General features: G+C 33.8%; 22 protein-coding genes. 14 read left to right on the plus strand and 8 right to left on the minus strand.

What is annotated here, in order from left to right; genetic code table 11:
• Positions 1–39: 39 nt before the first annotated feature.
• Positions 40–792, minus strand: a complete 753-nt coding sequence (locus CVD28_RS27440; protein WP_142384709.1) for a PsbP-related protein — start codon at positions 790–792, stop codon at positions 40–42.
• Between the two features lie 205 nt (positions 793–997).
• On the opposite strand from CVD28_RS27440, the gene CVD28_RS01355 reads away from it, so the two are divergent.
• The 7 genes from CVD28_RS01355 to CVD28_RS27705 all read left to right on the plus strand — a co-directional run bounded on the left by CVD28_RS01355 (position 998) and on the right by CVD28_RS27705 (position 6,537).
• Complete coding sequence (locus CVD28_RS01355; RefSeq protein WP_101590463.1) at positions 998–1,801, plus strand: hypothetical protein; 804 nt, start codon at positions 998–1,000, stop codon at positions 1,799–1,801.
• A gap of 15 nt (positions 1,802–1,816) precedes the next feature.
• The gene (locus tag CVD28_RS27700) at positions 1,817–1,987 is read left to right on the plus strand and encodes a hypothetical protein (RefSeq protein WP_180953834.1); all 171 of its coding nucleotides are present in this window, start codon (positions 1,817–1,819) and stop codon (positions 1,985–1,987) included.
• A 174-nt stretch (positions 1,988–2,161) separates the two neighbouring features.
• A complete protein-coding gene (locus CVD28_RS01360) occupies positions 2,162–2,455 on the plus strand; it encodes a hypothetical protein (protein WP_101590464.1) in 294 nt (97 codons plus the stop codon).
• Between the two features lie 217 nt (positions 2,456–2,672).
• Positions 2,673–4,619 (plus strand): ATP-dependent helicase, encoded by a 1,947-nt coding sequence (locus CVD28_RS01365; protein WP_180953835.1) that lies wholly within the window; start codon positions 2,673–2,675, stop codon positions 4,617–4,619.
• A 70-nt stretch (positions 4,620–4,689) separates the two neighbouring features.
• The gene (locus CVD28_RS01370) at positions 4,690–4,950 is read left to right on the plus strand and encodes a hypothetical protein (protein ID WP_101590466.1); all 261 of its coding nucleotides are present in this window, start codon (positions 4,690–4,692) and stop codon (positions 4,948–4,950) included.
• 20 nt (positions 4,951–4,970) lie between these two features.
• Positions 4,971–6,350, plus strand: coding sequence for a DUF5667 domain-containing protein (locus CVD28_RS01375; RefSeq protein WP_101590467.1), 1,380 nt, complete (start codon positions 4,971–4,973; stop codon positions 6,348–6,350).
• Positions 6,351–6,363: 13 nt separating this feature from the next.
• Positions 6,364–6,537, plus strand: a complete 174-nt coding sequence (locus CVD28_RS27705; protein WP_180953836.1) for a hypothetical protein — start codon at positions 6,364–6,366, stop codon at positions 6,535–6,537.
• 43 nt (positions 6,538–6,580) lie between these two features.
• Here CVD28_RS27705 and CVD28_RS01380 read toward each other — a convergent pair whose 3' ends face one another.
• Positions 6,581–6,970, minus strand: coding sequence for a DUF5362 family protein (locus tag CVD28_RS01380; protein WP_101590468.1), 390 nt, complete (start codon positions 6,968–6,970; stop codon positions 6,581–6,583).
• 95 nt (positions 6,971–7,065) lie between these two features.
• Positions 7,066–7,422 carry a DUF5362 family protein gene (locus CVD28_RS01385; RefSeq protein WP_101590469.1) on the minus strand — a complete coding sequence of 119 codons (357 nt, stop codon included), beginning with the start codon at positions 7,420–7,422 and terminating at the stop codon, positions 7,066–7,068.
• Between the two features lie 228 nt (positions 7,423–7,650).
• Between CVD28_RS01385 and CVD28_RS01390 the strand changes: the two genes are divergently transcribed.
• The 5 genes from CVD28_RS01390 to CVD28_RS01410 all read left to right on the plus strand — a co-directional run bounded on the left by CVD28_RS01390 (position 7,651) and on the right by CVD28_RS01410 (position 13,340).
• Entirely contained in the window at positions 7,651–9,015 is a 1,365-nt protein-coding gene (locus CVD28_RS01390; RefSeq protein WP_101590470.1) for a WGR domain-containing protein, read from the plus strand.
• Positions 9,016–9,169: 154 nt separating this feature from the next.
• Positions 9,170–10,171 carry a hypothetical protein gene (locus CVD28_RS01395; RefSeq protein WP_142384710.1) on the plus strand — a complete coding sequence of 334 codons (1,002 nt, stop codon included), beginning with the start codon at positions 9,170–9,172 and terminating at the stop codon, positions 10,169–10,171.
• Between the two features lie 122 nt (positions 10,172–10,293).
• A complete protein-coding gene (locus CVD28_RS01400; protein ID WP_101590472.1) occupies positions 10,294–11,136 on the plus strand; it encodes a DUF3846 domain-containing protein in 843 nt (280 codons plus the stop codon).
• 169 nt (positions 11,137–11,305) lie between these two features.
• Positions 11,306–13,021: a methyl-accepting chemotaxis protein gene (locus CVD28_RS01405; protein WP_101590473.1), complete on the plus strand. Its 1,716-nt coding sequence runs from the start codon at positions 11,306–11,308 to the stop codon at positions 13,019–13,021.
• A 130-nt stretch (positions 13,022–13,151) separates the two neighbouring features.
• Positions 13,152–13,340 (plus strand): hypothetical protein, encoded by a 189-nt coding sequence (locus CVD28_RS01410; RefSeq protein WP_101590474.1) that lies wholly within the window; start codon positions 13,152–13,154, stop codon positions 13,338–13,340.
• Positions 13,341–13,380: 40 nt separating this feature from the next.
• On the opposite strand, the gene CVD28_RS01415 is transcribed toward CVD28_RS01410, so the two are convergent.
• Positions 13,381–13,884: a hypothetical protein gene (locus CVD28_RS01415; protein ID WP_101590475.1), complete on the minus strand. Its 504-nt coding sequence runs from the start codon at positions 13,882–13,884 to the stop codon at positions 13,381–13,383.
• A gap of 164 nt (positions 13,885–14,048) precedes the next feature.
• Between CVD28_RS01415 and CVD28_RS01420 the strand changes: the two genes are divergently transcribed.
• Entirely contained in the window at positions 14,049–14,513 is a 465-nt protein-coding gene (locus tag CVD28_RS01420) for a chemotaxis protein CheX (RefSeq protein WP_101590476.1), read from the plus strand.
• Between the two features lie 81 nt (positions 14,514–14,594).
• Complete coding sequence (locus tag CVD28_RS01425; RefSeq protein ID WP_101590477.1) at positions 14,595–14,897, plus strand: hypothetical protein; 303 nt, start codon at positions 14,595–14,597, stop codon at positions 14,895–14,897.
• Positions 14,898–15,007: 110 nt separating this feature from the next.
• On the opposite strand, the gene CVD28_RS01430 is transcribed toward CVD28_RS01425, so the two are convergent.
• The 4 genes from CVD28_RS01430 to CVD28_RS01445 form a co-directional block, all read right to left on the minus strand.
• Positions 15,008–15,655 carry a hypothetical protein gene (locus CVD28_RS01430; RefSeq protein WP_101590478.1) on the minus strand — a complete coding sequence of 216 codons (648 nt, stop codon included), beginning with the start codon at positions 15,653–15,655 and terminating at the stop codon, positions 15,008–15,010.
• Between the two features lie 51 nt (positions 15,656–15,706).
• Positions 15,707–16,207, minus strand: a complete 501-nt coding sequence (locus CVD28_RS01435; RefSeq protein ID WP_101590479.1) for a hypothetical protein — start codon at positions 16,205–16,207, stop codon at positions 15,707–15,709.
• A 187-nt stretch (positions 16,208–16,394) separates the two neighbouring features.
• On the minus strand, positions 16,395–16,736 hold the full coding sequence (locus tag CVD28_RS01440) for a hypothetical protein (RefSeq protein WP_101590480.1): 342 nt from the start codon (positions 16,734–16,736) through the stop codon (positions 16,395–16,397).
• Positions 16,737–16,823: 87 nt separating this feature from the next.
• Complete coding sequence (locus CVD28_RS01445; protein ID WP_101590481.1) at positions 16,824–17,339, minus strand: hypothetical protein; 516 nt, start codon at positions 17,337–17,339, stop codon at positions 16,824–16,826.
• Positions 17,340–17,419: the final 80 nt, after the last annotated feature.

A 17,419-nucleotide genomic window follows, 5' to 3' on the forward strand; every position in this document is an offset into this window, starting at 1 on the left:
TATTTGGATTAGGGCATGACCCACGCCTTCCTATGCTGATTAATTTCCGAACATAGCTTCTGCTTGTTCTGCTAATGCGTTATCAACTTCCTCTAATTTTTTAGCGTCTTCTTCACTCATTTTAGAACTGTCCATTACAGTGCTATCAGATTCAGACGTAGTTTCTGTTGAAGAGGAATCTTCAAAAGTCTCTTCTTCTCCACCAGTTCCTCTATCTAATAATACAGAGCTTCTAACTGCTTCTTTTACATCATCGATATAATCTTCTGATAAAGAACGGTGATTAAACGCAACGGTTCTTGTATCACTTTGTTCAATAGAACCTTGATACATATATACATCTCCCATTTTAATCGTGAACTCATGTGCAGTTTTTCCGTCAACGGTAAATTCAGTTGGTTCTTGAATGAACTCAATTTCACCAGTTGCACCAGCATCCGTTAGAGATTTTTTTACATTTTCAGTGGTAAATTCATATTTTTCTCCGAAAGACATATTGACGACATAATAGAAATCCGCTTGGTCTGCTTTAGAAACGGTAAAATAACCAGGCGTTCCATATTGTAAGACTGCATCTTTATCTTCAACCCATTCTGATGGATATTTGAATTGAACACCATAGTTTTCACTTGTGTAAGTAGCCAACTCTTTCTCTTTTTTTACCTCTTCTTTCTTTTTATCCGTTTCTTTCCTTTCAGTGGTTGTCTCATTAGAACTGCACCCTACTAATGCGATACTTACACCAGTTACCGCCATTAAAGCAAGGTATCCTCGTTTCGTTTTTCTACTCAATTATTTACCCCTCCTATAATTCGTCTGTCTGTTTATATTCTTCAATGGATATTTTAGTAGATATATCCAGCAATTATAATTTAGGTAACGAAAGGCGATGTTGTATGCTGGTCGATTAAGCGATTGAACTTCATCTATAATATAGAAATGTTGATAAAACAGGTTTCCAACAGGAAAAATTTTATTTATAGGGAGAGATATTTTTATGGCATTAGAAACAAAAGGTTTATTTATCACTTTAATTGAGGATGTAAGAAAACAGTCAAAGAGATTTCCTGAAATGACAGAATTAGATGTTATTGAGAAGTTTTTTTCTGAAAAACATGAAGTTGCTATTCGACTAAACCGATTTCATGAGGAAGTTATGGCTGGTGGATTGTCTCAATGGCGAAAAAATGGATTCATGAAAGAAGATTTTGAAATTATATTTGAATATGTGGAAAAAGGATATGCTCAAGAAATCAAAGGATTTGATGACTTGCTATCTCTATTTACCTCTATTCGTGATTTAGGAAGTCCTGAAAAGTTCTCTTATTCTGAATGGGTAAAAGAAGAATGTACGCAATGTGAAGGGACTGGAGGCACGTATGTATCTGGAAAATGTACTGTATGTGACGGAAAAGGTCGTATTCCAGAAGAAGTAACTATTGTAGGGGAAGGTGAAGAACAATACAGCAATGTATTAAATATGTTTAATGAAACATACCAAACATTAAACGAAAAGGAAAGAATCCACTCTTTTGAGGAGTTTATTAATCGTTTAGATGAAGAAGAAGTGGATATTGAAAAAGCTGTTAATGTCCATACGAAAAGTAATCAAAAATTTAAACCTGATTGCAAGTTAATTGGAGAAGATGGGAATGTGTTCAATTTAATGGCAATTGTCTACCGAACATTAAAAAAGGAAGGTATGACAGATAAAGGGGAAGAAATGCAAGAACGTGTATGGGCTTGTAATTCATATGGTGAAGCACTAAATATCTTTAGTGATTATGTGGATATTTGTTAAACAGGAGGATGTCGAATGAAAGTTTGTTTTAGTGTTGACCATAAGACTCAAGTTGAGCTTGAGGGCAAAGAAATTGAGCCTGAAATTGTCATTCGGACAACAGAAGGATTACTGGTTGAAATATTTGGAACAGAAGAAGGGCTAAAAGAGTTTGCTACCAAACTTTATAAAGCCACTCATGAATAAATGTATAAGTGTCGAAAGAAGTCTTGTTTCCCACAAGGCTTTTTTTGTTGGAAAAATTTATAATATCAAACCAAATAGAGCTTGACAAGCATTGATAGGTAAATTTAAATCATTTACACTAATTTAGATAAGAATAATTATAAACTAAATACCAATCATCAAAGGAGGTCGTGTATGCTAAAACTCTTAATCGCCTGTTGTATCGCATTGGGTCTTTTAGGGATAACCATGTGTGGGTACTCTATTTATTTACTTCGCATCAATGGAAAATTAGAAGATGTAATAAAGGAGAAGGATAAATATATTGAAAAACAGGAGAAGAACTTGAAAGAAGCAAAAGAATCCGTAAGGGAGAAGGAGAAAAATCTACTCTTGCTACGTGAACAAATAAGAGTTAGGGACAGAGAAATAAACCAACTAAAACGGAAACCTATTCCTATCCCTCCAAGAAATCAACAGGTTATCTAAAACAACATAGAAAAGGTGGATAAAATATGACAACAGGAAAAAACATCATAAAGGAATAAGAAGTCTGGTTACTCATTAAGAAGAGAAATCAGACTTTTTTTATTTGTGTTCATTATTCATAGTCAAAAATAACCTTCTTATTGCCTAAAGTCAATGTTTTTGATATGATTGATTATAGGATTCGATGTTAGCACGAAGAAAAGAGGGTGAAAAAACTATGAGTGAGCAAAAAAACATACACAGTCTTATTGGGGATGACGGTAAGATTAGTCTTCATAAATTAGGATTAACCTTAGATGATGAACAAATTGAAGCGGTTATGATGGAATATCGAAATACATTGGTTAAAGCCAATGCAGGAGCAGGGAAAACAAGGGTTTTGACATCCAGAGTAGCCTATTTGTTAGCTTCTGGTATTCCACAACACGAAATTATGCTATTGACCTTTACGAATAAAGCCAGTCGTGAAATGTTAGAACGGGTTCAAGCTATGCTTGGTGGTAGAAAGATTCGTATTTCAGGAGGAACATTCCATAAAATAGGGGGGATTTTCCTTCGTAAGTATGCAGATTCGCTTGGATATAAGAGTAATTTTACGATTTTAGATGTGGATGACGCAAAAAGTTTAATTGAAGAAATCCGAAAACCCTACTTGAAAGAACATGGATTAAAGAAAAGTGAGTTTCCTGAAAAGAAAATCATTTACCATTATGGTTCAAGTGCAATAAACAAAAATATGTCTTTAGATTGGATTAATGCAGAAGAAAACCGCTTTGCTCCACATATTTTATGGGGGATTGAAGAAATTCTTCGGGAATATGAAAAGCGTAAAAAAGAAGCAAATGCAATGGACTTTGATGATATGATTGTCAACTTTGGAAAGTTACTGGACATTCCAGACGTGCGAAAAGAAATCAGTTCTCAATATAAATATATATTAGTTGACGAGTATCAAGATATTAACCATATTCAGAACAAGATTATTAAAGGTCTGAATAAGGGGAACAACAATCTATTTGTAGTGGGAGATGCGAACCAGGCGATTTACTCTTGGCGTGGTTCTGATGTGAGCTATATTGAAGGATTCCATCGTCAATATCTCAATGCAGAAACATTGTATATTACACACAACTATCGTTCTGATGGAGAAATTCTAAAGTTAGCGGAACATTCGATTAACCATAATTATGAAGGGAAATCGAAAAAGACAAAAATCAATGCTTTTCTTCCTTCTGAAAACAAACCAACGCTTTTCAAAACACAAGATGACTTTAAACAAGCAGAATATATTGCTGAACAAATTCATCGCTATACAAGAAAAGGTGTTGCCTATGAAGATATGGCAATCCTGTTGCGTACCAATTTCTTAACCAGAGTATTAGAAAAGGTGTTGCGTCAACATGGGATTCCTTATAAGTTATTAGCTGGTTTCTCTTTCTTTGAACGAAAACATGTGAAAGATATTTTAGCTTTCTTGCGATTTGTAGAAAATCCAAAAGATGAAACAGCGTTTATCCGAATGGCTGGACTATTTGATGGATTAGGTGAAAAAACAGTAGAAAAGCTCTTTGCAGGTTTTAAAGGAGCAGGGTATGAGGTAGAAGGACTTAAAAAGCTCAAAGTAACAAAGAGAGCCAAAGAGGGTCTGGACACTATGATTGCTATTTTAGAAGGCATTATGAACCCTTTTATGACCATTGAGGGCATGATAAGTCATATTGTAAAAGAATACTATGATGCTTATTTAAAGCGTACTGAAGACGATTATAACGAAAGAAAAAATGATTTGGAGTATTTGTATGAAACAGCAAACGGATACGACAAATTAACGGATTTCCTTAGTGAAATGATATTGGATGAAGTAGTGCAAGAAGAACAAGGAGATAATGTTGTAACGATTACAACCGTTCATAAATCAAAGGGATTAGAATGGGATTGTGTATTCCTTCCTTATCTAAACGATGCCATTTTCCCTTCTGGAAGAAGCATGAATCAACCAGAGGGAATTGAAGAGGAAAGACGTTTATTCTATGTGGCAGTCACAAGGGCAAGAAAGCACTTGCATATGAGCTACATTGAATGGCAAAGCATGTCTTACAAACCTATGTATCCGTCAATGTTCCTTCAAGAATTACTACCTGTTCATTATCAAACTATAAAGTAACTATATATGGAGTATTTATCTTCTATGGGATAGATACTCTATTATTCTATTGATTAAGGAGAGAAAGTGAATGATTTGGTATTTAGTAGGAGGATATATCCTTATCGGAATTCTTACTATTTTCTTAATGGCATACGATGCTTTTAGTCAATCCTTTGATTTTGGATTATCAGATGGGTGGGAGTTCTTTTGGTTTCAACGATATGTTTTATGGCTTATCGTTATTGTTGGTTGCATTTATTTTTTGCCAAAAGAATTACACACCAAAATATCAGAACGTAAATATGTAAAAGAGTGGCGTACTAAAGGTAGTTTTACACGAAAATTATAGACCATAAAGGAGAAAATAACATGAATAAAAAAGTATTAATCCCAACATTAGCATTAAGTTTTGCTTTACCAGTACAAGCGTTTGCAAGTGAGGTAGAGAGCAATCAAGAACCCAAAACAGAAATAGTAGAAGCTGGACTTACACCCGATGATTTTATGTATCCCATTGACCAATTAGGGGAATCTATCGGACTTCAATTGGCTGATGAAGGTGTTGAAAAAGCAACAACATTAGATGTTATAGCAGAAGAAAGAGTGTCGGAAGTCGCTGAAATGATAGAACAAGGAAATACAGAATTAGTAGCACCAACCTTAGAGGACTATCAAGCAACATTAGATGAATTAAACAATGAGTTAGATACAGCCATTGAAAATGGGGAGGATGTAACGGAAGTCATTGTAGCGATGGAAGAAAAATCAGAAATCGAAGAAGCATTGATAGAAGAAGCGATTGAAACATTGCCTGAATCCGAACAAGAATCTATAAGTGAAGTGATAAAGGAAATGGAAGAACAGTTAGATGAAACGACTGAAACCGTTGATATTGTAGAAGTAACTGATGAAGCAGAAGGTGATTCACTGAAAAAACAAGTAGCGACTTCTGTTTTAGTAGCCAAAATTGGAGAAGAAGCACTAAAACAATCACAAGAAAATCAATTAAACGAACGACAAATTTTAGCAATCCAATCTATTGCTGATAAGTCAGGCAAATCATTTGATGAAGTATTAACTGTATTTCTTAAAAATGAGAAGGGTATTGGTTCAACAACGAAAGACCTTGGTTTAAAACCAAATGAAGTTATGAAAACTGTGAATCATGATTTTAAAGAAGCGAAAAAACAAATTCAAAAGCAATTTAAAGAAACAAAAAAAGGGTCTCCAGCAGTTCAAAAAGAATCAGTTGAACAAGAAAGTATCGTAGATTCAGATAAGTCAATGATTCAAGAAACGGTTGAAGAACCAGTTCAAACGCCAGTACAAACACCAGTACAGAAAAAAGAAGAGGTAAAAGTAAAACCTTCTAAACAACCAGAATCAAAACAACATTCTGTTACTCATGAAGAAAAATCAAAAGGAAAGTCAGAAGAAAAGAAACAAGAAAAACAATCAAATGCGAATAAAAAAGTAGAAGAAAAAGCGGTAAACAAACCACACAATCAAGAAGTAAAACATGAAAAGAAAGAAGAACCGAAAAAAATAGAATCAAAAGTAACTGCTCCTTCTCAGGTAACAGTTCCGAAAGTAGAAGAAGAAGCAGAAGTAAAGGCACAAATGCCAAAAGCTGAAACAAATCCTCAACCCTCTAAAGAGAAAGAACAGGGAAATAACGGAGGAGGGAAAGGGAATGGCAACGGTAAAGGTAACGGTCAAGAGAAAGGTAATGGTCATAATGAATCATAGATAGGAGCATTTTATGAGAACATGTATAGTATGTGAGGAAGTGGTAGACCATAGTAACCTATTAGACGAATTTGAAGCCTTATTTGAGAGAGTTGACCATTCTGGAGTAGAATCCCTTATTGAAAAGGAACAAGTCGTTTATGAAGGGCTAATATGCTCTAAAAAATGTTACCATGAATATGTTTAATCTAATAAAAAGGACTCTCTTATTTTTAAAAAGAGAGCCTTTTTTATAGGAATGGAATAAATTGTGCAAATTGTTGTTGAATAAGAGAAATATAATCTATTGGGAAGAAATACATGACCACACCAACAGCTAAAATCATGATAAAAATAAGGAGAATGATAATGGCTTGAAGTCTAAAATAAGAGGCGAATAGATTCATGGTTTCGTCATAGACATCTTGTTCATTTTGTATTAATCGTAGATTATAATTTAATCGTTTAGCACTTCTGGAAGCACGTAACAAACGAATGCTCAAAATGACAATAAATAAACCTGGAATTGCTCCTACATAAAAAAACGGAAATCCAATTAACGCAATTAACGCACCCATTATAAGACCAAACAACCCTATAAACTTACTCCATTTAGCCAATGCTTTCAAATGCTTTTTCATTTTTTCACCTCAACCTTTCTCTAAATTTAAAGAAGAAAAAAGATATTTAAAGAAAGTAAATACCTTTTCTCTTTTATCTGTCTCAAAAAACTTTTTTATAAACTACTCATACTTGCAAGGCTACCGAAAACACCTAATGCCATAAGTAGAAACATCAATCCATATATCACAAACATAACGATTAATAAAATCCCTTGTGTTTTAAAGAAGGATAGATAGTTCTTCAATAAAGACTGGAATGCTTCTTCATTGTTTGCTTCATGATATAGTCTGTCTGCATTTTCAGAGGCTTTTATTAACTTCCAACCCATATATATCGTCACCAATCCAGGTATAGCTCCTACAAGGAAAGCAAAAGCACCAATAAGCGTAGATAACCCACCAGAAATTAAAAGTGTCCAGCCAACGAATTTACCCCAAAAGGATAGTTTTTTCAAATGTTCTTGAATCACATAATCACCTCCTTCTCTTACTAAATAAAAGTCTTATTGTATTGTATAGAAAAGAATTCCTTTCTATAAATAAAAGGAGATGAATGCTGTTTTATATGTAACCATATTAACCAAACAGTAAGAAATATTTACCTTAAATACGTCAGAAGTTGTTGCCTATTGTCTATAAATCCTGTATAATAAGATTATAAACAAAGAGAAAACGGTAAACATACAGGAGGCATTGACATGGGATTAAAAGCGGTTAAATATACAGGGGATGCAGGTTTTGAAAACTATGAGGTAATTGAAAAGAAGACACTGAATTTCTTGGATGCAATGAATAACTCGAATAAGTTTTATACGATTGAACTTCATCAGTCAGAGGATAAATCAAACTATCGAGTATTCACTGATTATGGTCGTTTAGGTGGAACATCTACTAAACAAGTACGTGAAACAGATAGTCTTTCAATGGCTCAAAGAGAGTTTGAAAGCATTGCAAAAAGTAAAGTTAAAAAAGGGTATGCAGAAATTGAATTAGCACAAAGTTCTACTGGCAGTCAAAAAGCGAAAGAACTCATTGATGCGACTGAAATCAAACCCAAGAAAACTGCACGTAAAAAGAAAAGTGAACTTGACCCACAGATTCAGCAATTTGTTAAACAAATCTTTGATGAAGCTGGAAGAAAATTAAGTCACTTGGTTAAAGGGGATATGAACTCTGATGGGGCTTCTCCGCTTGGAAAACTAAGTTCTAAACAAATTGACAAAGGTCGTTCCATTCTTACAGAAATTGCAGATTTGGTCAACCTACGACCTAACCTAACCACTCAAGATGTTCTTACTTATACAAATGAATATTACCGTAATATTCCAAAAGTGTTTGGAAGCAAAATCTCACCAGAACAAATTGCGATTAAATCTATTCAACGCATTAGTGATGAAATGGAAATCCTAAAGTTCTATGAAGATGCTCTTCGTATGGGTGGCGTACTTTATGACGTTGAAAACATCGACAAACAGTACAAATCATTGAACTCTGAAATCGGTATTCTTGACCCAATGAGTGACAAGTATCGTGAACTGGTTCATTATGTGAACAGCACAGAAAGTCGTCATCATGGCGTAAACCTTCAAGTAAAACGTATCTTTACGGTTAGACAAAAGAACGCTCCTGCCTTTGATGATAGTTACGGAAATGTAAAAGAACTGTTTCATGGTAGTCGTTCAGCGAATCTTCCTGGTATTCTATCAACGAATCTTCGACTTCCAAAATCACTTGGAAGTGGTGTTGTAATTACAGGAGCAATGTTTGGACCTGGTATTTATTTCGCTTCACAATCGACTAAATCAAGTCAATATTCTTGTAGCCGATTTGGTGGAACAGCAAACAAATACCCATCAGCGTTCATGTTCGTTGCAGGAGTTGCTTTAGGTAAAGTAAAAGAAGTAGAAAATGCTCACTACTTCCATGAAGCACCAGCAGGATATGATAGTGTTCGTGGAGTGCAAGGTCGTTCACTATTACACGATGAATACATTGTCTATCGTGAAAACCAACAAGAACTTCGTTATATCATTGAATTTGAGCCGAAAAGCAAACGGTATTAATTAGTTAATTTAAAGCAGGGAGAAGTAATTTCTCCTTGCTTTTTTGTTATAACAATAAAAACAGACAGCGAAAGGAGAATATATGAATAAATACGCTATGATTCAAGTGTTGGAATATGTGAGTCACTTTAACCTTTTCATTCCATTGGATAGAGTGAAGAAACAAATTCTTGATAATGCAAAATATAAAAGAAAAGGTCTTACGAAAGAAGAAATAATTGAGAAAGGCTTAAATATCTATCCAAAATCAGGAATACAAATTGATTCATTATTGGATAGTCTAATTAAAGACAACTATATAGAAACGGTTGAAAAAGAAGAAATCGAGGTACGGTTAAGTCCGAAAGGGATAAATACACTGTTGGATTTATATACAGACAATTTATCCGATTCATTTTTGGCTTTTCAAAAAGAAGTAAATGCTTTAACTCAACGAAAAAATGAAACTGATTTCGACCCTGTACATGTTGCTGGAATGTACTTTTACAACAGAAGTATAGATAAAATTGAAGAGACCTATTTCACTGATAAGTCCGTACAAGATGAAACACAAAAATATCATGAATATATGTTTGAAAAATACGGTTTAAAACCAAACACTGATGATTTCTTGTTACATCTAACACCCAAACTATTTTTACCTGTTGAGGATATGTGGGAAGATGTAGACCTTATTATAGAGGGGATAGAACTACCACAGTTTCCTATGTTCCTTGATAGACCCTATCCGAATCAACGGTATATAGTTGCTGGAACAAAAATAGGAAAGGAAAAAATAACAACAGGATTTTATCCGATTATTGCCCCGAAAGATAAGTTTCCTGCAAACAAAGATATTCGTTACCACTGGAAATTAGGGAATGGGAAAGAAATGATTCATGATATTCACATTGAATTTGAGATAGATAGAGGAAATCTATTTTCAACAGAACAATCATTAAGCAGAAGCAATTGCTTACCTTCAATTAGATTGGCTACGTTTGTAGAAGATGTTCCTCTTATTGGAAAAAATCGAAACATCGAATATATAAATAAAGAGGAAAGAGTTTTGCATATAAAAGAAAAAGTAACGCTTACCTCTTTTCCAACACGACTTCATTCTTGTTTCTTTGCGGATAAAAACTTTGAAAAATGGAGAGAAAAAAGGGATAGGTAATAATAAAGAGGCTTTCCTAAAAGGAAGGTCTTTTTTCTTGAAAATAACTTTATAAAATTGACGAAAAACATTCTATTTAGGCTATAATAAAGACATGGCAGTGTAAGAATAGGGGGAAGCATATGAAATATATTCTATCAAATGACGATAAGTTTTCACTTGAAATAGAAGCAGATATAAAGAGGAAAATAAAAGGATATGTGATTGTTAGTAAAAAAGAAACGATAAATGAATTTATTGAGAAGGATATACATGATTTATATGAATTAAACGAATCTGAAATGAATTTTTCATTTGAGAGTGAAACAATTCCTTCTTTTTGTGAGAAATACATAATTGAACCACTTTTACCGAACCAAAAAGTAACGAATGTATCTATTTATCACGAAGGGGAAACTATACATGAAATTGGTTTGCCTATAACGGTGTTAATATTTGAACCCAATAAACCAGCATATGAAAAAGAAGTTCCATATACTCGAAAATCCTTTTCAGATATAGTGAACGGACATCCAGAGTATGTAACGCTAAGTGAAGATTTGGTTTTAATCTGTAATGAAGAAGGAATGTTGATAAATCTTCCACAGCACAGAGGCTTTTATGGGACATTTTTAGTTGCAGGATTAGTTAATGGCTGGTCAGCTTCTTTAACAAAAGAACAAATAAAAAAAGTGAAAACGGTATTAGACAAAAAAGAAAACTTTGAAAGTAAGAGCAAATATTTAAAAGAATACTTTCAAACACATGATATTCCAAGAAAAGTGTTTTTTTATGAATTTGATAATATTTCTTCTCATATAGGAACAGAATCTATCATTGAGTTTCTTCTTTCACAAGAAAGCAAAGAACAATTGCAAATGATAGAATTAGAAATTAGAGATATTGAAAGAAATCAAAAAGACATATACCCATACTTAAAAAGTGTGGGTTATCAGATGGCAAAAAGACAGAACAAAAGATTCTAAGAGCTACTTCGGTGGCTCTTTTTTATGTAAAAAAGCATGAAAATTTAAAAACAATAAATTTTTTTCATAAGTATATTGACTATAGTCAAAAATGACTATATAATAAGAAAGTAAATATCGTGTTTAATACGAATTAATTTAAATTACATCAGGGAGGGTCATACATAGTATGAAAGGATTAAACGATATTAAAATTTCTCACAAATTAATAGGAGGTTTCTTGGCGACATCGCTTTTTGTTGGTGTTGTGGGAGGAATCGGCATTACAAATATGTCTCAAATTAATGAGAACGCTAAAACCATTTCAGAAAGTAATTTACTGGAAATTCAAGCAATGTCTGCGGTTAATTACACTGTAACAGAAACCAAATCAAGCACAAACGAATTAATTAACATTGCGAATAAAAACCAGATAGAAAAAATCGCAACAGAAATTGACAATCTCGCTAAACAGTCAAATGGGAATGTTTCAAAATATGAACAACTTGAATTGACTGATGCTGAAAAAAAGGAATTTGAACAGTTTAAAATATCCCTTAAAGAATATCGAGAAGCCAGAGGTCAACTTCTTGAGCTGGTAAGACAAGGGAATTATGAGAAAGCGATTGAGCTTAGTGAGACAGATTACAAAGGGAAAAGAGATAAAGTCATTAACGAAATCAATTTCATCATAGAAAAGTCTATGAAGGAATCAGAAGAAATTAAAGATAAAAACGAAGCACTATATGAATCTTCTTTTACTATCATGCTTTCTATTATTGGGGTAGGATTGCTTTTATCCATAGCACTTGGTCTTTATCTCTCACGAAACATTTCCAGACGAATTAATGGTGTTGTTGACTTTGCTGATGGTTTAGGTAAAGGTGATTTAACTCAAACGATTCCATTTTCATCAAATGATGAAATCGGTAAGATGTCTAATTCTTTAAACAAGGCTGTTGAAAATATGCGAAATCTTGTTTCAGAAATTATTTCTGGTTCACAAGAAATGTCAGCAACAACAGAAGAGTTGTCGGCAACAATGGAAGAGATTTCAGTTAGCATGGAAAGTGTAACAGAAACTACGCAAGAAACAACAAGAGGAATTGAAGAACTAAGTGCTTCAACAGAAGAGATTAGTGCTTCCAGTGAAGAAATTGAACATTCTTCAAATGAATTATCTGTAAAATCCAATGAGGGCGGTAAAAAATCAGAAGAAATTAAAATTCGTGCAGATAACGTAAAATCACAAGCGGTTGCCTCTGCAACATCAGCGATTAATCTGTATGAAGAAAAGCAAAGTAAAATTAATCAAGCAATTGAACAAGCGAAAGTTGTTTCCCAAATCGGTCTTTTAGCTGATACAATTGGTGAAATTGCAAATCAGACAAACCTATTGTCTTTAAACGCAAGTATCGAGGCCGCTCGTGCTGGTGAATCAGGTCGTGGATTTGCGGTAGTGGCAAACGAAGTGCGAAACTTAGCGGAACAATCAAATGCTTCTGCTTCTAATATTAGACAAGTAATTACTGAAGTTCAACGTGCTTTTGATGATATGACTAATATTTCAATGGAAGTCATGGAGTTTATCAACACGCAAGTTAAACCTGACTATGAATTGTTAGTAGAGGTTGGAGACACATATCAAAAAGATGCAGAGTTTGTAATGGATATGTCGAATGAAATTGCAGTTGCTTCTAAAGCCATCTCTGATTCTATTTCAGAAGTAAGTGCTTCACTGTTAAATGTATCTGCAACGACAGAGCAAACATCTTCTGGTTCAGAAACAGTTCTTCAAAATATTTCATTGGCATCTGATTCTGTTAGAGAAGTAGCAAACGCTATTCAAAGTCAAGCGGAAATGGCTGAAAAGCTATCCAGAATGTCACAACAATTTAAAGTATAAAGATGAACCATCCGAAAGGGTGGTTTTTCTTTTTTTATGATAATCTTTCTACAAAAAAACTATAGTAGAACATAGAAACAGAAGAAAGGAAATGTATTCACACATTACTGAAAAAGAGGAGAGGTTTATGATGAAATTGTGGTTTAAATTACAATTTTGGGTAACGATTATTGCATTGGTCTATGTCTTTTTCATCTTTAACGATGGCTATGTAGGAAAGCTATTTATGGAAGTCCTATTTGGATTCCTTGGCGAATGGATAAAAGGTTTGTTTCAAGGTTTCTTAGATGCTATCGTGGATAGTGCTTTACACCAATAAGAAAAAGGCTATATTAGCCTTTTCTTTTTTACATATTGATTTATTTATTGTTTTCTACGTCTTTTTTCAATTCATATTCTCCTTCACTGATTCCCTTCTTTTCTTCGGTATCGTTTGTAAGAGAAACTTTTAAAACCAATTGCTCTCCTTTATCTTCAATGGAGACTGTGCCATTTTTACCTGATGCTTCTTTAAATACACCCTCAATGGTATCTCCTTGAATCATTCCAGTAAAAGGAGCATGGTGATACGTTGATGTTTCTCCATTTTGCGTCAACACAAATCCATTTACCACACTGTTATTCTCTATACGAAATTCTAATCGTGTTAAATTATTTCCTGACTTTCCAATCCAAGCTCCACGATACAGATAAGGCGAAGGGGTGTCTTTATCAGCAGAAGCAGTTTGAATGACTTCTTCTACGGATGGTGCTGTTTGCTCTGTTTCTTTCTTCATTTCCATATCCTGACTTGGCTTTTCACAACCAGAAAAGAATAGTGTTAATAAAGACAGGAAACAAACACCAATAGTTAGTTTTTTCATAGTCTTCTCCTTTCTTTTTTCATGTCCCTTTTATTATAGTCGAAATGAAGAATGAGGATTAAAAGGAATGGTTTTATGTTACCTAAATGACTTAATACATTGACTATTGTCTATGAAAATAGTATGATAGAAATAGAGAAAAACAAAAGGAGGAAATAAGACTGATGAAAGCCGAACACATCAATCCCTTTATTACAGAATGTCAGTCTATGTTTCAAGAAGTAGCTGGTATTCCTTTGAAAGTAGCAGGAACAACCCTGAAACAATCACCAACCTCGAACAAGAATGTTGTCATTATGCTTGGGGTAACAGGAGACTTGCGTGGAAACGTAGCCATTAATATTGACGAAGAAGGAGTAAAGTATATTGCGTCTCAAATGATGGGAGGAATGCCTGTTGTAGAATTAGATGAAATGACAAAAAGTGCAATTTCAGAACTTGGAAACATGATTATGGGTCGAGTTTGTACTGCCTTTTCCACAAAAGGAACTTTCATTGATATAACACCACCTTCTCTTCTAACAGGGGATAATATCCAACTTACCTTTTCCCAATTACCGCTTCTATCTATTACCTTTAAACATGAAAACATAGAAGTTGAATTTGATATTTCTATTCATGCGAAATAAAGACGATTCAAAACAATAAAGCATCACAAAAATGACTATAATCTAATAGGTTTATATAAAACAACAAGGAGAGTGTCAATCATGAAACTCACATCTACTATGGTATTCGATTTTCAATTAATTGAAGAGCAAGGAAAGAAAAGTGGAGTGAAAGGGAGAGAAGCCCTTACTGGAGAGTTCTATATTTTAAAAAATGGAGAAATCATTGGTGGTCTAAGTGTTTCCAACTATTATGGAGAACAATGTGTTAGTATCGAAACACCTGATGCGAATTTCACCATTGATGAATGGATAATCTTTGTTTCTGAAATGAAAGAACGATTCTTGTTGGAAGGTTCTCAACCTATCATGATGAACAAATATCCACAATCATTTGCGATGTAAAGAAGGGGAAACCCTTCTTTTTTATTATATAAAATGAAATATGATAAATAGAAGAGGAGTTATATATGAAGAAAAGAGGAGTAAGACCATTATGGCTCTACTCCTCTTTATTATTTCTTTAAGATATAAAGCGTTCTACGAACTTGATGATTATAAGTAAAATACGTCACAATCATAATCGTATCATCAGAAACCTTTATATCTCTAATGACATTAGGATAAACACTTAACACTTCTTTAGTCGAATTAGGTTGATGGAATGTACCAGCATTTGCATGACCAGTAATCGTTGCATAATCAGGTGTAGTGAAACTTATATAAATTGAATGGAGGATTCCTGAAAAATCTGTATCCACCTTTTCTCGTTCAATATCATCTTCTATGACCGTTAGATTCCTAAATTCCCTAATTTTTTCTTTATACTCCTCACAAAAAGTATGATAACTATAAATTCTTCCGTTAAAATAAGAGAATTTGTTCATCATTTCTTTTTTTGCTTCTTCATATTTATTCTTTTTCTGTTGTAAGGCATAAGCCTTTCCATCTGCTTCTTTGATTAGAGCATCACGCTTAGAATAAGAATATTTAACCCATTGATGACTGTATTCTCTAATGTTTGAACCGTATATCTTTTCTAAATAGGATAGTTCTTCATAAGAGCCTTTTTTGATTTTTTTCCATTTCTGGTATTGTTCGTCAGTCATAGCCTTATATGGATTAGGGCTATTATCTTGAAAAAGATTTTTAAAGAAACCCATTAAATCACCCTCCTAATCTATTTGAAAAATCATTTATTAGAAGATGGTGGTTTATTTTGCTGTTGAAGTTTGAGTGACCGAATCTACTTTCTTCACATTTCCAGCTTCTTTATCTTTTTGAACAGGTGCTTGTGCATCAGGTCGTGCAACAGGTGCAGTTTGAGAAGCATTAAGAGAGGCTACCAAATTTTGAGTCGCTTCACTTACTTCTTCTTTCGGTTTTTCTGTTTGTTTCATTTCAGCCTGTTTAACTGTTTCCGCTTTTACGGTTTCTGCTTCTTTTTGTTTAACAGATTCAGCATACAGTTTTCTTGCTTCATCGGAAATTTCTACTTTGTCCACCTTTGGAGCTTTTGTTTGTGCTTGAGCAGAAGTGCTATTTTCTACATGAGTAGCTTTTACGCTATCTGTTTTTTGAGTTTGGGTTTGGGCTTGTTGAGCCTGTTTGGAATCCGTTTTCTGTGTCTCTTGTTGTGACTTTACACTTTCCGTTTGAGAAATCTTTTGATATTGAGCATGAGCTACTTGATTGTTTTGAGTATTGACTTGCATTATATCACACATCCTTTTCATTTTTTCTATTATTATAGTGTACTCCTCTATTAAACTTTACAATATCCGTAGACTATAGTCAATATGTACAGGGTTTTACTTCCTCCAATACCAATAAAAAAACCCTTGCTTTTATTTCTTAGCAAGGGATTCATCTTCTTATTTTAATTATCTGCAAGAGCTTTCTCTATTTTTGTCGTGGCACATAAGATTCTTCACGTTTAAGAAACTTTTCATAAACAATAATAGATTCTTCCACGTCTGAATCTATCAAATGAACTTCAAGAAGGTGTTTGTCAGCTATTGTTTCGATATGCTCAACAAAGACCACTCCCATATCCACTTTATGCAAATTGTCCAGATTGGTACGATAAACACTAACTCCTTCAGAATTAAGTAGAATACTTCCTTCTGTACCGTCTTTTAATGTAACGGTTTTTCCAGGTATATCGGAAATTCCGTTACCATCCCATGCTTCCCAATTCGGCATAAGTACCTCTTTAAATTCGATTTGATAGCCATAATCCATTTTTTTGTATCCTCCTTGAAATAAATTTATTTATGTAACAGAAATACAGGAAGAAAAGACTTCCTGTATTCTATAATAAAACATTCCTTAATAAGCAAAGACTTCTTCATTTGGGTCGTCTAACACACCGTCACATTGGTCGCAACGCTTCCCATTAGAAGAACCCATACCGTTTTCCTTTACATATTGACCATCAACATAGTTCCACGAAATGTCATCTTCTTGTGTTTCCGTTACTCTTTCCATAGCAACATAACAATGAGGGCATACTGCTTTTCCATCGGCTGTTGTATAGAAAGGAGCTTCCTCTTCAAACTTAAAACCAAGCTCGTCTTCGCCACAAATGACTTCAGAAATACCTGTTCCATTCAAATGAGGGTGAGTGCTCTCAATAGAAGCATAAGGCATTTCTTCAAAGTCTACATAAATGTCCAAAATGGTTTCATTTTCTGTTTCCTTATCAGTACCATATTTAACTTCTGTTACAACACCTTCAAGTCCTTCATAATCAGAACCTTTTAACGCAATAGCTTTTGTCCCTGCTGTAATAAGTTCCAACTTTGGAAATGCTTTAAGTTCTACTTTACTGAATTTGATAGTCATGAATACCATCTCCTTATTTAATGTTATAGGTTATCATCTATAATATATTATAGCATAAAAAGAATAACTTGTAAATTATA

Source organism: Bacillus sp. M6-12, from assembly GCF_002860285.1.
In the GTDB taxonomy this organism is placed as follows: domain Bacteria; phylum Bacillota; class Bacilli; order Bacillales; family DSM-1321; genus Peribacillus.